Raw genomic sequence first — 14,290 nt, 5'->3', positions numbered from 1 at the left:
ATGAGCAGCATCAGTACATAACCAACTACAAAAGGTACAACATGAATATTTTACATTTGAACAGTGGCATTTTTGCTGACCAGTCAGTTTCAACTCAGTTAAGCAACAAAGTAATTTCGCGTCTGCAACAGGAAAATCCACAAGCAACCGTGGTTACTCGCGATCTGATCAGCAACCCGATTTCACACCTTGATGCTGAAATACTAATGGCAGCAGGCACTGAAGAAAACGCCCGTAGTTCGCGTCAGCAAGAAGAGCTGGCTTTAACTGAAACTTTGCTGGAAGAGCTTTTTGCTGCAGATCTTGTAGTCATTGGTGCTCCTATGTACAACTTCACGGTTCCAAGCCAATTGAAAGCCTGGATTGACCGTATCGCGCAGTCAGGTCGCACTTTCCGTTATACCGAAAGCGGCGCAGAAGGTTTATTAACCGGTAAGCGGGCTATTCTGGCTTCGGCTCGTGGTGGTTTTTATAGCGAAGGTGAAGCGGTGGCAATGGATCATCAGGAAAGCTACATGAAGAACGTGCTTGCCTTCGTAGGCATCACCGACGTTACTATAGTTCGTGCTGAGGGACTTAATATCAGTGCTGAACAACGTGCGGAGTCAATTGATAAAGCCAGCACTAATATCGACGCTCTGGCGGCTGGATAAAATGAAATGAACCCGGTGGCAAACCACTGGGTTCACTTCTTACCAGGCTTCTATTACTGGGCTTCAGCAATAATTTCGTTCGCGGTTTTACCTTGAACCCGATCTTTCATTGCGGTTTCAATTTCTTCCTCGGACTTACCTTCGCTCATGCCTTTCATCATCTCGTCCATCATGATGGCGCTTAAAGCTTCAGAAAAACGCTCCTGCTCGGCTTCGTCCAGTTCAGCCATAACGTTTTGAATTGAGCTGTCAAAAGCTGACTCGTTGGTCATGTCCAAAGTCGGTTCTCCGCCACTACAGGCAGCAAGAGCTAATGCAAATATACTGGCAAGCAATACTTTATAAAGATTGTTCATATGCAGATTTCCTTGGTTTATTTGGGCAAAAATGAAGTATATCGCAAATCTGACTCCTTCCGAGTGAAATATATTTCGAAAATAGTGAACCTTTAGCTTCCCTAGTGAGTAAACCTATCTGTTCTCATCACCTAAAAGTACTAGCAAGAAAGTAAGGGGTTTTATGAAAATCGCGACACGACTATATACAGGTTTTGGTATTTTGCTGGCAATGATGCTCGCGATTACCGTTTTTGGCGTTACTCAGGTAGTACAGGTGGATCGTGTTCTGACTGCTGTAAACGAGCAGGATTCAGTAGAACAGCGTCAGGCCATTAACTTTCGCGGAAGCGTGCATGACCGGGCCATTGCCATCCGGGATGCCGTTATGGTGCAGGATCGCCAGGCTGCACAAACACACTTAAATGAAATAGAAGAGTTAGACAATTTTTATCAACAGGCTAATCGTGAGCTGCAGCAACTTTATAGCGAGCGTGCACGCAGCGATCATGAACGCCGCCTGTTGAGCGATATTGAACGCGCAGAAAACGCGACACTGGCTTTAACTGAGCGCACCATTGCTATGTTGGATCGTGGCGAGCATGAACGGGCCACTCGCTTCGTTCTTGATGAAGTGTCCCCCGCTTACTCTGACTGGTTAGCCACTATTAATGCCATGATCGATCATCAGGAAATCAATATTCAGGGTCAGGTCAATGGCGTTATTGATCAAACCACAGGTTTTGCTGCGGCCATGATGACCATCACCCTTATCGCGATTATTGCCGGTATTGTGATTGCCTATCGCATCATCACACGTCTGCTGCGTACTATCGGTGGCGAGCCTGAAGAAGCCGCCGAGCTTATTAAGCGAATTGCGGCAGGTGATTTAACGGTCAGCGTGCGCACTAAATATAAAGGCAGCATTATGGCTGCAGTTGGGCAGCTAGCGCAGGATCTCTCGCTCATGATCAAAGAGACCATAAGTGCTTCCAGCGAACTGGCCGCAGCCTCCATGCAACTGGCGCAAACCGCTGCACGCAATGAACAACTGATCGAGCAACAACAATCTGAGACCGACCAGGGCGCAGCTGCAATTCATCAGATGTCGCAAACTGTGCAGGAAGTTGCCAGCCACACAGTAGAGGCCTCTAACGTAGCAGGCAACGCCGATACCGAGTTTAAAACGGGTGAGCAGGAAGTGGCCAAAAGCCAGAGCTCAATAAACTCGCTGGCCGATGAAGTCAGAGGTGCTGCTCAGGTTATTGACAATCTTTCCGAAGAAAGCCGTAAAATTGGCAGCGTGCTGGAAGTGATTCAGGGCATAGCTGAACAAACCAATTTACTGGCATTGAATGCCGCCATTGAAGCGGCCCGTGCAGGTGAACATGGCCGCGGTTTCGCAGTAGTCGCGGATGAAGTTCGTAGTCTGGCGACCCGTACGCAGCAGTCTACCAGCCAGATAAACGAAATGATTGAGCGCATGCAAGGCGGTGCGTCACAGGCAGTCAGTGTTATGCAGCGTGGTCAGGAGCAGGCATCTGAAAGTGTCGAACAGGCCCGTCGTGCTGGCGAATCCCTGCAAGGCATCAATAAGTCAGTCACTATGCTTAATGACATGAACGCGCAAATCGCTACCGCCGCTGAAGAACAGTCGACCGTCGCTGAAGAGATCAACCAGAACTTCGTGCGCATTACCGATTCTGCTGCGGCTTCTTCGAAGGGCGCCAAAGAAATCAGTGAAGCCAGTCGTGACCTTGAAGCGCTGGCACAATCACTGCAAAATAACGTACGTAAATTCAGCGTCAGCGAGTAATTAGATGCGTAAGGTTATTTTTTCACACGGCAAGGAAAGCGGCCCCTGGGGTACCAAAATAAAACGTCTGGCAGAGATTGCCAGGCGTTTTAAGCTGGACGTTGAAAGCGTCGACTACAGCGACACCATGGACCCTGATATAAGGGCCCAGCGGCTGCTCAACACACTGCATGATGAAACAGCAGAAGAATGTATCTTAGTAGGTTCCAGCATGGGTGGCTACGTCACCCTGCAGGCCGCAAAAGAAGTCCCTGTGGCAGCCAGTTTTGTGTTGGCGCCTGCCATTTATATGCCCGGTTATGAAGACAAAGCACCAAACCATACACTGCAAAACCTGGCGATAGTACATGGCTGGGATGACGAAATCATACCGGTTGAGCATTCCATTCGTTTTGCCCGTGAGCAAAACTGCACTCTGCACCTGGTCAACGACGATCATCGACTCATTAACAGTTTGCCTCAGATTGAACTCTGGTTCAGTGCCTTTCTTAACCAGCTCGGGCTCCAAGCTGATTAAACTCATCCAGCGCAAACTGATCGGTCATGCCGCTCACCATGTCCTGTAATAAACGGCAGCGGCAATACAGCTCCCAGGTCTGGGCATCGGCAACTACCTGCTCAGGCTTGCGCGTTATCTGCAACAAATAAGCTCGCTGGTGTTTACCTGGCAACCTTTTATACAAACGGCTCTCAAGCAATAACTGACGCCCTTCTCCCTGCGTTAACTGACGGAATTCGTCCGTCGACAGTTCCAGTAACGGTCGGTAATAATCGAGCAATCCAGTGATGATTCGATACCCCTGCAACTCCAGGGTTTCTACCTCAGGCACACTGAAAATATGGCGTACAGCAACATTTTTAAGGGTTTTGATTAACTGGTGACAGGCAGAATCGTCTTCGAGAAGCGCCTGATTCAGACTGCCTGCAAAAACCGACGGCAGCTGTTCAATAAAGGTATCGGCGGCATGCTCAACTAAAGCGTGAATAAAACCCACTCTGAGTTTGACAAAAAATTCATGCTTCTTATTAATAGGCTCTTCGTCCGCAGCTTGCAAAGCTGCACTTAATACCTCAGCAAAACTATGGTCGGCAAAATGTGCAGCTTCGGCATCAATACCGGCATTTTCGCATAACTTCTCAAATTCTTGCTGCAAATGCTGGCTCAAATCCTGGTAACTCAGAATATTCTTATCCACACCATCTTCCATATCCGCCAGGCAGTAGGAGATATCATCAGCAGCTTCCATCAGATAGGTCAGTGGGTGGCGGTGCCCGTCTGGCAGTTTAACTGCCTTTTTCAGGGCTTCTACGTAATCAATTTCAGAAGCGTAATAGCCCGGTTTTTTCTTCAAATAGCTTAAAGCTTCATGGGTTTCAGGTTTAGCTTCCGCCGCCAACCGGGTATATTTCAGCACCGACGCAGCCTGGGCATAAGTAAGGTTGAGCCGCTGCAGATTACTAATCAGCCGAATCGCCTGAGCGTTGCCCTCGAAGTTAGCGAGTTCATGGGTCAGCTCGGGCGATAAACCTCCTTTCAATTCTGGCAGGCAATGCGCAAACCAACGTGATATCGCCGCCTCGCCAAAATGACCAAAAGGCGGGTTGCCGATGTCGTGCATCAGGCAGGCCATCTCGACCATGCTTTCCATCGAGCGCTCGTAGCTGAGCAAAGGGTGTCCGGGTTGCTGTTGCTGCAATTTGCGACATAATGTCTGCACAATGAAACGCCCGGTCTGCTGCACTTCCAGCGAATGAGTTAAACGGCTACGCACCGCCGCATTGCGCTCCAGCGGAAATACCTGAGTTTTTTGCTGCAGACGACGTACGGCTGCCGAATTGATAATACGTCCGCGATCGCTTTCATTGGCCCGCTGCAGAGTTTCGTCCTGAGACGAGGGGTAGGGACGTTCTATCGAGAATTTACTATCAAAATCAAACATCTTGTACTCGCCTTGGTGGACGGATGAAGCAAAGTTACTATCCTAAACTAATTAACCATGTAACCAAAGGAGACGCAATGCAACGCTGGACCTTCTACATATCTGGAAAAGTGCAGGGCGTATTTTACCGCCAGTCCACGCTGGAAAAAGCCCGTCAACTGGAAGTGACCGGCTTCACCCGCAACCTCCCGGACGGCCGCGTGCAAGTCATCGCGGAAGGCGAGAAACACCAGTTACAACAACTGCTCGACTGGTGCTGGCAAGGACCTGAAAGAGCCCGTGTGGATGATATTGAGATAGTCCCGGAGCACGCCACCCAGGAATTTACTGGTTTTACCATTCATCACTAATGCTCAGATCACCACTAACACTCAGTATCGCTATGGCTGGCAACCAGATTGACAGCACTGACTGGCCGCAGCATCAGTTCAGTACAGAGTCGTTCAATCGTCCGTCGTACCTGACCTGCATGTTCTGCATGCTGCTCCGGCACATCCACGTCAATCAACAGGTAACTGCCCACCTGAGCGGCTCGTATGGTCGACACCGGCACCTGCGAGTCATGTAACTGCTGTTGTAGGCGTTCAATCAGACTGGAATCAGCACTGATTAGCAGAATTTCCCGCAGCGCTTTCTTCATCATCCCTAAGGGTGTTTTAAAGAAATAACTGACAATTAATAACACCATCACAGGGTCCGCATAGACAGCCAGATGTTGATAAGGCGTCAGACTAATTGCAAAAGCTATGATAAAACCTATAAGTACCGCGGCGCTCAGCCAGGTATCCATTTGCCATTGGCGCACTTCGGCCACCAGTAAAGGCCCATCACTGTCTTTCCGACAGCGCGCCAGATAAGCCCAGGTTATTGCGCAACCTATCACATTGATAGCTCCAAAAATGAGCACCAGATCCATCTCAACAGCACGTCCACCCTGCCATAAAGTCCATGCCGCGGAAAACAGGGAAAGCAGGCAAATCAACAGGAGCACCAGCCCTTTTAACAGCACCGCCAAAGGCTCCGCCGTCATACGACCAAAAGGATAACGTCGACTGGCGGGTTTATTTGCAGCCCGCATCGCAAATAAGGATAAAGCAGCCAGTAACAGGCCTATTAACGAGTAAGCGCTATCAAAGAGGATCATTATGGAACCACTCAGTAGCCCCATAATAAGACCCGACAACGCAAATAACGACGCAGAAAACGCGGAACATAACAAAGCTCGCCTTTGTACCTGATTCGTCGACATAGTACTGCTTCCTCAACCTGGATGTAGAGGCGCATAGTAACGCGGCAAAAAAGGTCGACATAATCGCTCAGTGCTAATAAAATTAGCACTCATGGAGGTAGGTGAATTATGCGAAGCGACCAGATCAAAGCCTTTGTAGCTGTCGCTGACTGCGGCTCTATAACATCAGCGGCAAGAGATACAGGTATTAAGAGAAGCACCCTGAGTGCAAGCCTGAGTGTCCTTGAAGACGAACTCAATGTGCAACTTTTTCAGCGCTCGGGTAACAGCATAGAGCTTACCCCCATAGCCAGAGCTATTCTGCCTGACTGCCGTCGTTTGCTGCATAACACCGAGTTGATAAATCAGCGTTGTGCCCAGCACATGCAAGGCACAGAAACTGAACTGCGCATCGCCCGGGACGACGCTTTGCCTGAAGCATTCTGGCGCTCCACCATGAATCGGCTTAAAGCAGAATTTCCGCTCACGGCGGTATCTGTCTATCTGTTACCGCCGCAGGAATTAGCCCAGTTTGTGCAGAAGCAAAGCGTTGATCTTGCCTTCGGTCTGGAGTATGCAAACGCGGAGCAGACTCTCGGCGAAACACTGGCCCCGGTCCAGATGCACCTGGTAGCCGCTTCCAGTCATCCACTGAGCAGCATGCCTAATATCGAAGAGAGCGACCTGGCCAGTTATACTCAGGTTACTCTGGCCCACCTGGCCAACGACAGAATTATTACCGATGCGCTCTATTCTACTAATTATTTGGGCCTGACACTTTTTGAAGTGATGCGGGACGCGGTTAAAAGTGGCAGCGGCTGGGCCTGGTTACCTGAGCCTCTGATACTTAATGAACTGCAAAAGGGAGAACTCAGTCAGCTTCGTTATCAGGAAGCCACCCTGGGCTTTGTGTATCAGAGCTTCCAGTTAGGATCGCCAGGGCCTGCCGCTACTTTTTTACGTAACCAGGTCATTCACTTTTTGCAGCACAAGGCGAATAATCCCGCATAAGTGAGCCTTGCGCCTTATCAATGCCGGGTTACGCATTCTCAGTTATGCTGCAACTCAGGTTAACGAAAAGGAATCCAGATGAGTACAGTACATATTGCCGCCAGCCCGGATCAGGTCGCCCCTGCTTTATTGATGCCCGGCGATCCGCTGCGCGCTCGCTTTATCGCGGACAATTTTCTGACCGAAGTCTCCCAGTTTAATCAGGTGCGTAACATGCTCGGTTATACGGGTAACTATAAAGGACAGCGCGTGAGCGTAATGGGCAGCGGCATGGGCATGCCAAGTATGGGCATATACGCCCATGAGCTTTTCACTCAGTTCAGAGTTGAACGTATTATCCGGGTCGGTTCCTGCGGTGCCTATACCCGGTCACTGCAACTCTTTGATCTGCTGCTGGCAGATGATGCCTGGAGCGAATCCAGTTTCGCCCAGGCCTACTCAGGCGCTGAAGGGCCGTTAACCCACCCCAGCCCCACATTGAACCAGGCAATCAAGAACTCCGCAGAGCAACTGCAACGCCCACTAATCAGTGGCCGCATTCATTCCACCGACGTATTTTACCGCCAGCAATCTGAAATATTCCGCGAATTGCATCGTCGGCACGGTTGCCTGGCCGTAGAGATGGAAGCTTATGCCTTATTTCATATCGCCGCCGAACTGAACAAAGAAGCCGCCTGCCTGCTGACGGTCTCAGACTGCCTGGAAACCGGAGCCGCAGCTACCAGTCAGCAACGCGAAGCAGCCTTCACCGGCATGATAGAAGTCGCTCTTAATGCGCTTTGATATCCAGCCAGTGTAGTTGCAGCCCTTGCAGCCACTGTTGTAACAGAGCACGCTGATTATCTTTGGCATATTCAAGATAAGGCGCTAAAAGACCCGTCGTCTCTGCATTCATAAAAGCGTGCTGCTCGCTCCGCCAGTGAGCGCCACTCGCCCTGGCGGTAAAGTCCTGCAACTGAGGTACTGCAAGATGTGTGTAGCCGGAATAAAGGGCTTCATGCATGCTTTTCAGATCAAGGTCGGCAAAGAACTTCAAGGCTTTGCCTGTAGCCAGCCAGCGTTTACATAACTGAGCTCTGCCGCCACCAAATTCGGAGTCGCCACGGTACAGAAGCAGGCTCTTGTCATTCCAGGGGAGTTGAAAACGACTCAACTGATAAAAACAATCCAGGTTTTCTACCACCACCAACTCTGTAAATACCTGCAGATCCAGTTGCTCAAAATGCACATCCAGATAAACCCAGCCATGCTCTGCAGCTGGCAAATTAATTCCAACAGGCAAACTGACTTCTTGTTGTGATACTGCGATAAGCACTCGATTTTCTCTCGGCTTGTTACCGACGCCTTTATGCTCAGCATTGGTAACCAGCGCCTGCTGCAAACGATCGCCATGAATTCCATGCGTTATGCTACCGGCCTGACTCAGGCGCAGTAGCGCATCAATACGCTCTAATAAAGTTTTATCAAAATAAAAATACTGCCCTTGTAGCTCACCGGAGCGAATCAAGTCAGCCTGATAACACCAATCCAGAATTTCATTAATATAGCGGGTACGTTTTTTCTTAACCGCCTGGGCATGCTGCATCTGCTTATATAAGGTACTCAGCACTTGTCGCGCTTTTGCCGAAAGCTCTGCCACGCCTAGAGTTCCCCCTGAAACTGAATACTGACATCCTCTATAATTCTCAGATCGTTAAAAATATGAGCAGGGACCTCTTCACGCTGCAGTTTAAATACTTTGCGTTGAGGTACAGGCAAACCCTGATGTTCGGCAAGCACCTGAAACAGCCAGATTTCGGCGTCCCAGTCCAAATTCTGCTCGCTTAGATACTGCAAAGAAGACAGACTGTGGTCACGCTCCAGAGCTTCCAGATAGAAGCTCTCCACGTCATTTTTCAATGCCTGTTGACGAGCCGCGACTTCTTCATCCTTTTGCCCTTCGCCAACCGCCGCGTTTTCGCTCGGCGGCGTAGCACTACTCGCGGGTGCTGGTAGCGCCTTTAGAAGGTCTGTCAATGCCGGGTAATTCTGACTTCGGTCCAGGGCGATAGCCGCTGCCGGGAGTATGGGTGCTGCCTGATTAATTAATTCAGGAACCTGACTACGCCAGGCATAATCGCCAACCTGAAAACCTGGGTGCTGGCGCAAAAAGGCGGCCATGTTACTGACCAGCAGGCTCCGCGCCTGTTGCTCTCTGAACCGTCCCATCAATTGCACCAGACGTTTTTGCACTTCCAGCAAGCTACCGTGATGCTGGTTCATGCGCGTTTGCAGCTGAGTGACCAGCAACTTGCGCAGAGTGGCATTGCCCTCGCCCAGTTCAATCAATTCATTGAAATTAATCAGCGACAAACCGTCCAGTAAACGGCGGATCTGATTTTGTGCTCTTTCGTTTTCGCGGATCTTATCTGCCAGGTTACTGACAAAACCAAAATTGGAATTCAGCCGATGCCACAAACTATCAATAGCTTCCTCAAACTGGCCCGCCAGATTGTGCACCTGCTCGGTTACCAGCTGCAACTGCAACTCTGCGCGCGGGTAGTCACCCCGATACTGAGCTTCACGATAGGTACTCACCCCAGTGCGAATACTCTCCAATTTGTCAGCGGTATCAGCATGAATACTGCGCCGTTGCTCGTCCTCGACCATGCTGGCTATCAGGTTATTGAGCAGATACGACAGCACCAGGCCGCGACTTTCATCCGGCTGATACAACAGACGCGCTTTGACCAGCCTTTTTAAGGCACGCTCAGAAAACTGCGTTTCGTCAATCTCGCCTTTCAGGTAACCCTGCATCAAGGCTTTGCTGTGTTTGCCAATCAGCGCCAGGCGTTCGCTGCCCAGACTCAGCAGATTACTGGCCAGCTGCTGTTCATCCATTACAGAAGCTCCTCCTGCTCGGGCTCTTCACTGACTGGCAGGTTTTCTTCGTCACGAATAAAACGCACCAGTTCGATCAGATGTTCAATTTTACCGGTCACTTCGTAATACTGACGGTCGCCATGGGGCTGACGCAAATAGCCATTTTCCTTCAACCTTTTGAATATTTGTTTGACCTGAGCATCCACTGCGTCGGCCTGAGAATTAAAAAACTTATCGTTCGCCAGCGCCTGCAAGCGTTGCCGCAAACTTTGGTTATCTTCGGTTTTTAAGGCAAATTCCTGCAGTTTAATGGTATCGCCAGCCGCCAGCGCGCCGTCTTTACCCAGCGCTTCCTGCACCAGTTGCATCCATTCCAGCAATGGCAATAAGGCGCTGATGGTTTGACTGAACTGTTGCTTCAGCGTTTCCCGGGCATGGTTATCCAGCTCTTGATAGGCCACAAAAAAGACACTGCCGTCCTGGCTTTGCGCCAGCCTCCGGTTCAGGGGTTTCAGATAATCACTCACCTGTTCTTGCAGTTGCTCGTCCTGCAGGCGTCGAAAGTTCTCGCTGTCGCTAATAGCGCAAATAAAAGCACCGGTTAGTAATTTTTCCAGTAAAGGGCCATGTTGCATCATGCCGACACCTCCGCCTGTGCAGCTTTTTGCTGCAGCTTTTCACTAAGCCTCGAAATACGCGGTTGAATGCGCTTCAGCTGGCCTTTGCCTGGCTGCTCCGGGTGCGGCTCTATTAAATAACGATGCTTAAATAACATCAGCACATCCGACTCAGGATTCGGGAAGGCACCAACAATTTGGATATTATTACTGTCACAGGCGGCAAAAAGCTTTTCTACATTGTGGTACGCCAGCGTACCTATCTCGTCAATCGGCCAGTGCACTACGACATCACTCTCGCCCCGCAGCAAACGGGTGAAGGCAAGCAAAAACTTGCAGAGAATTAAATACGCCATGCCATGACTGGACGATTCCAGCAACTGGCGGTCATTGCGAATCACTAATTCAGATCCGCGTTCGTTTAAGTGCAGCTCTAATTTAAGCAGCGACTCAAGACTGTATTCCTGATCGGCTCGCAGCAATTCCGCAACATCTGAAAGGGTGTCCAGATAGTCCTTATCCGGCAATAAGGCACCGGATTCATTCCAGCTACGAAACAGTCGGGTCAGGTTTTTCAAAGGTTGCCAGAAACCCAGCTCGTCAATAGTCGAGCTGATTTTGACCTCCGAACGGTTGATGCCTTCGAGGTTCAATTCATCGCCAACTACTTCGGTTAAACGACGGCTATACTGACCAACCCGGCGGTTGATATCGTCAAAAACGATAAAGAATTTCTCCAGCGCGCCACCTATATTTTTACCCTGATCAACAATCTGCAATTGCTGATCCTGCAAAATTTTAAGTAAAGCCTGCAACGCCTCTATGCGCTGTTGTTCATTAGGCTGCTCACCCAGGCCTGCATATTCACGATCCATAAGCTGCAAAAAGTCGGTACTGGCTTCGCGTCTTACCAGGCTTTCAAAGTTATCCACCTGCTCTTTCAAAGCACGTTGCAATTTACCCTGTTGCTCAAGCGCGGCATGCGCACGACCCAGGCGTTCGCTGAGATCCAGCGTGCTTATAGTGTTATCCGTTGCAGCTTCACTCAGTCTGAGATCCGCCAGGCGCTGCACCAGCAAGCTCAGGTCCTGCACCTTCACAGTCGCATCCTGCATCTGCTGTTTATAGTGCTTTTGCTGCTGCAGAAGTTGTTTTTCCTGCGCTGCGAACTCACTTTTTAACTGCTCCAGCTGCTGAGTTTTTTCCAGCTCGGCTTTTTTTGCCTGTTGCTCCTGCTGCATCCAGCGCGGGCGGTTGTGCTGCCAGTCGATGCGCATAAAGTCTCGATACTCGGTTAACTCCTGCTGCCGTGATTCGATCTGATGAATCTGCTCTTTATGCTGTTGAATCTGTGCTTTCAGGTTTTGCAGCCTTTTACTATCAACCCCTTCTGAAGCGAGCTGTTCGGCAAAAGCTTTTTCCAGCTCATTCAGCGTTTCTTTGTTCGCATTAAGCTTAGTTTCTATCTGCAGCTCAAGGTCAGCAAGTTGTTCTTGTAAGCGTTGTAATTCATCCTGAAATGTCGCTTTATACTCCAGTTCCTGTTCTTTTTGTTGATGCCGGATAGTGGCCAGTACTTCACTACGCTGTTGCTGCAAATCGGCCTGTTTCTGCTCATACTGTTGCTGCGTTTTTGCCAGTTCTGCATGGCGTTCTTTGACCAGTTCACGCTGGGCTGCCAGCAGTCGTTGTTTGGCATCCCGGGCAAATTCAAGATCCTGCTCAACATGGCGTTTTTGTTGCTGCAACTGATGCAGTTTCTGCTCTTGTTCACTCACCTGCTGACTGGCCTGTGCCAGCTCTTTTTGCTGCAATTCTTTATGTTGACTGGCGCTTTCCAGTCGCTGCTCAACAGACTCCAGTTGTTCTATCATCCAGCTTTCATCGCGGGCATACTCGGGGCTTTCTATAGCCCCCAGATCCAGCTCCAGACCAAACAGGTTTTTTTCTCTACCCGGGTCAAGCTCAGGTGCCAAATCCTGGCGTTGCAGCAAAGGTTCCGCAATCACCTTGCCCAAATTGTGCTCCCAGCCTTCATAGTGCTGACGCAAAAAGTGACGCAGACTACCAGGCGTTGGATTCAGCTGCTTACGCAGTTCAGTCTGCTCTTTTTCAACCTGATGCAAAGCCTGGCGTGCCTGAGTCAAATCACTGTCTTTTTGCACGCGTTGCTGGCGACTCTGCTCAAATTCGCGCTGCGCGCGCTCAACCGCACTGTTACTTAAGTTAAGCTGTTGCTGCGCCTCTTCCATGCGGGCGTCGACCTGCACCACTTCTTCCTGTTCAGCACTGGTCAAAGGTGACAACTGTAACTGGGTCTTCACAGCAGCCAATTGAGCACTGACTTCCTGCAGTTGATTCTGGAACTCCGCATGCTGCGCATCCAGCTGTTGCTGATACTCCTGCTGCAATTCACTCAAGGTAGTTTGTTGGCGATCACGTACCTCATCCTGCTGCTGACGGATTGCGTGAATACGTTGCTGATTTTTGCTTTGCAGCCGCTGCAATGCGTCCTGCAATTTCATTTTATGCTCATCCAGCTTGCGCTGAGCATCGTCATGCTTTTCCATCATCAGTTTATACTGCTCACCAAGTTCAAGCAGTTCTTCACGCCATAAAGACAACTTTTCGGTATCCCGTTGCAGCCCGTCCATGTCCCGCTCCTGATACTTCTCGTAGCGGTCCTGCAGGTCATCTAAGCGGCTTTGTAGCTGAGACAGTTCCGCCTTCACCTCGGCCAGCTCATCGTTAGCTTGCCGCTGCTGAATTTTATATTCAGCTTCGCTATCATTTAGTTTGTGAGTGCACTGTTGAAGGGACTGCTCAGCATCAGCGCGTGCCTGTTTCTGCTCGCCCAGGTCCTGCTCCAGCAAAGGTTTTAACTGCCATAATATCGCCAGGTTATCCTCTACATCGCTGGCGGTTTGCTGCACCACTGAGAACTGCTTCTGCAGCTCCTCCTGATTCATGTACTGACGCATTTCCTGAATCCAGGTGCGAATCCGGGCGGGTTTAAAAGTATTCTCCGGGCGCTTGTGGCCATCTTCTTCCAGAATAGTTGCCAACATGCTTTTTAAGGTATCCATTTTACCTTCTTTGGCATGCACGGCACTGACCAGCTTTTCAATATGACGCAGGCGCTGAGGCGATTGCACTAAAGCATAACGAGCCGCCAGTTGACGCAGCTTAATGCCGTCTTTGCGGTTGCCACGCATGGCGGCAATGTCATTCTGAATAATACTGCGGTATTCACTGGTAGCGCCTATTTTATGGCTGCTATCAATATTGGCCCGGCGCAAGGCCTGTCCCCAGTCGGCGTAACTAACTGCTCTGACGCCCTCCAGCTCTTCCTGCAAATACTGTTCAGGGGCATAAGGTGCATCAACAAACCGGTAATCTACGCCATCTGAACCTTTAGTCAGCACCACCTGGGCACGGTCACCATTAGCCCGGCTATATTCATAAACCACATAACTATTCTGGTAAGGCAGGTAATACACATCAAAGCGATCGCGGGTTTTAGGCACCACCCGATTCGGCTGCTCGCCGTAGAACACCGGCACCATACGTTGCAAGGTGGTTTTACCGGACGCGTTGGTGCCGCAGATATTGCTATGCCCGTCCAGAGCCAGCTCAACGATACCGGGCATGTGCCCGTTAATCATAATAATTCGCAGTAATTGAGACATATAAGTGAAATGCGCTGGTTAATTATTTGTTCCAGTCTACCTCAGTTTAATCGTTCAGGTGAAACCAAGATTATGTAAAAAAAGAACCCGGCCTGTGCCGGGTTCCTTCTGCTGCTTAACAAATAAAATCACTTATCTA

Annotated in this window: 13 protein-coding genes; 6 read left to right on the top strand and 7 right to left on the bottom strand. The window is 49.9% G+C overall.

The window, feature by feature from the left end; all coding sequences use genetic code 11:
• Window positions 1-41 precede the first annotated feature (41 nt).
• The gene (locus tag CWE09_RS12545; RefSeq protein ID WP_126804401.1) at window positions 42-653 is read left to right on the top strand and encodes an FMN-dependent NADH-azoreductase; all 612 of its coding nucleotides are present in this window, start codon (window positions 42-44) and stop codon (window positions 651-653) included.
• 53 nt (window positions 654-706) lie between these two features.
• Here CWE09_RS12545 and CWE09_RS12540 read toward each other — a convergent pair whose 3' ends face one another.
• A complete protein-coding gene (locus tag CWE09_RS12540; protein ID WP_126804400.1) occupies window positions 707-1,009 on the bottom strand; it encodes a DUF6694 family lipoprotein in 303 nt (100 codons plus the stop codon).
• A gap of 163 nt (window positions 1,010-1,172) precedes the next feature.
• Here CWE09_RS12540 and CWE09_RS12535 point away from each other — a divergent pair, with 163 nt between their 5' ends.
• Window positions 1,173-2,804 carry a methyl-accepting chemotaxis protein gene (locus CWE09_RS12535; protein WP_126804399.1) on the top strand — a complete coding sequence of 544 codons (1,632 nt, stop codon included), beginning with the start codon at window positions 1,173-1,175 and terminating at the stop codon, window positions 2,802-2,804.
• A 4-nt stretch (window positions 2,805-2,808) separates the two neighbouring features.
• Window positions 2,809-3,321, top strand: a complete 513-nt coding sequence (locus tag CWE09_RS12530) for a YqiA/YcfP family alpha/beta fold hydrolase (protein WP_126804398.1) — start codon at window positions 2,809-2,811, stop codon at window positions 3,319-3,321.
• On the opposite strand, the gene dgt is transcribed toward CWE09_RS12530, so the two are convergent.
• Complete coding sequence (dgt, locus tag CWE09_RS12525) at window positions 3,293-4,744, bottom strand: dGTPase (protein WP_126804397.1); 1,452 nt, start codon at window positions 4,742-4,744, stop codon at window positions 3,293-3,295. The genes CWE09_RS12530 and dgt overlap by 29 nt on opposite strands.
• Window positions 4,745-4,821: 77 nt before the next feature.
• Here dgt and CWE09_RS12520 point away from each other — a divergent pair, with 77 nt between their 5' ends.
• Entirely contained in the window at window positions 4,822-5,094 is a 273-nt protein-coding gene (locus CWE09_RS12520) for an acylphosphatase (protein ID WP_126804396.1), read from the top strand.
• Between the two features lie 14 nt (window positions 5,095-5,108).
• Here CWE09_RS12520 and CWE09_RS12515 read toward each other — a convergent pair whose 3' ends face one another.
• Complete coding sequence (locus CWE09_RS12515; RefSeq protein WP_126804395.1) at window positions 5,109-5,993, bottom strand: cation diffusion facilitator family transporter; 885 nt, start codon at window positions 5,991-5,993, stop codon at window positions 5,109-5,111.
• Window positions 5,994-6,101: 108 nt separating this feature from the next.
• On the opposite strand from CWE09_RS12515, the gene CWE09_RS12510 reads away from it, so the two are divergent.
• A complete protein-coding gene (locus tag CWE09_RS12510) occupies window positions 6,102-6,983 on the top strand; it encodes a LysR family transcriptional regulator (protein WP_126804394.1) in 882 nt (293 codons plus the stop codon).
• Between the two features lie 78 nt (window positions 6,984-7,061).
• Window positions 7,062-7,766 (top strand): purine-nucleoside phosphorylase, encoded by a 705-nt coding sequence (gene deoD / locus CWE09_RS12505; protein WP_126804393.1) that lies wholly within the window; start codon window positions 7,062-7,064, stop codon window positions 7,764-7,766.
• Here the strand turns inward: deoD and CWE09_RS12500 are convergent.
• From CWE09_RS12500 to CWE09_RS12485, 4 genes are read right to left on the bottom strand one after another with little or no spacing between them, the layout of a single operon-like run.
• Window positions 7,753-8,622, bottom strand: coding sequence for a DUF7281 domain-containing protein (locus tag CWE09_RS12500; protein WP_126804392.1), 870 nt, complete (start codon window positions 8,620-8,622; stop codon window positions 7,753-7,755). The two genes, deoD and CWE09_RS12500, sit on opposite strands and share 14 nt — an antisense overlap.
• Window positions 8,623-8,624: 2 nt before the next feature.
• Window positions 8,625-9,863, bottom strand: coding sequence for a hypothetical protein (locus tag CWE09_RS12495; protein ID WP_126804391.1), 1,239 nt, complete (start codon window positions 9,861-9,863; stop codon window positions 8,625-8,627).
• Entirely contained in the window at window positions 9,863-10,483 is a 621-nt protein-coding gene (locus CWE09_RS12490; RefSeq protein WP_126804390.1) for a DUF4194 domain-containing protein, read from the bottom strand. The genes CWE09_RS12495 and CWE09_RS12490 overlap by 1 nt, the downstream gene beginning before the upstream one ends.
• Window positions 10,480-14,151 carry an ATP-binding protein gene (locus CWE09_RS12485; protein ID WP_126804389.1) on the bottom strand — a complete coding sequence of 1,224 codons (3,672 nt, stop codon included), beginning with the start codon at window positions 14,149-14,151 and terminating at the stop codon, window positions 10,480-10,482. Before CWE09_RS12485 ends, CWE09_RS12490 begins: the two co-directional genes overlap by 4 nt.
• Window positions 14,152-14,290 lie beyond the last annotated feature (139 nt).

Origin of the sequence: Aliidiomarina minuta (genome assembly GCF_003987145.1) — a bacterium.
Lineage (GTDB): Bacteria > Pseudomonadota > Gammaproteobacteria > Enterobacterales > Alteromonadaceae > Aliidiomarina > Aliidiomarina minuta.
This window is presented reverse-complemented; position numbering and strand designations above follow the sequence as displayed.

Excerpts from the sequence above, each read along its gene's own strand:
- CWE09_RS12545 (WP_126804401.1), top strand. The coding sequence starts at position 42 with ATGAATATTTTACATTTGAACAGTGGCATTTTTGCTGACCAGTCAGTT.
- CWE09_RS12540 (WP_126804400.1), bottom strand. The coding sequence starts at position 1,009 with ATGAACAATCTTTATAAAGTATTGCTTGCCAGTATATTTGCATTAGCT.
- CWE09_RS12535 (WP_126804399.1), top strand. The coding sequence starts at position 1,173 with ATGAAAATCGCGACACGACTATATACAGGTTTTGGTATTTTGCTGGCA.
- CWE09_RS12530 (WP_126804398.1), top strand. The coding sequence starts at position 2,809 with ATGCGTAAGGTTATTTTTTCACACGGCAAGGAAAGCGGCCCCTGGGGT.
- dgt (WP_126804397.1), bottom strand. The coding sequence starts at position 4,744 with ATGTTTGATTTTGATAGTAAATTCTCGATAGAACGTCCCTACCCCTCG.
- CWE09_RS12520 (WP_126804396.1), top strand. The coding sequence starts at position 4,822 with ATGCAACGCTGGACCTTCTACATATCTGGAAAAGTGCAGGGCGTATTT.
- CWE09_RS12515 (WP_126804395.1), bottom strand. The coding sequence starts at position 5,993 with ATGTCGACGAATCAGGTACAAAGGCGAGCTTTGTTATGTTCCGCGTTT.
- CWE09_RS12510 (WP_126804394.1), top strand. The coding sequence starts at position 6,102 with ATGCGAAGCGACCAGATCAAAGCCTTTGTAGCTGTCGCTGACTGCGGC.
- deoD (WP_126804393.1), top strand. The coding sequence starts at position 7,062 with ATGAGTACAGTACATATTGCCGCCAGCCCGGATCAGGTCGCCCCTGCT.
- CWE09_RS12495 (WP_126804391.1), bottom strand. The coding sequence starts at position 9,863 with ATGGATGAACAGCAGCTGGCCAGTAATCTGCTGAGTCTGGGCAGCGAA.
- CWE09_RS12490 (WP_126804390.1), bottom strand. The coding sequence starts at position 10,483 with ATGATGCAACATGGCCCTTTACTGGAAAAATTACTAACCGGTGCTTTT.
- CWE09_RS12485 (WP_126804389.1), bottom strand. The coding sequence starts at position 14,151 with ATGTCTCAATTACTGCGAATTATTATGATTAACGGGCACATGCCCGGT.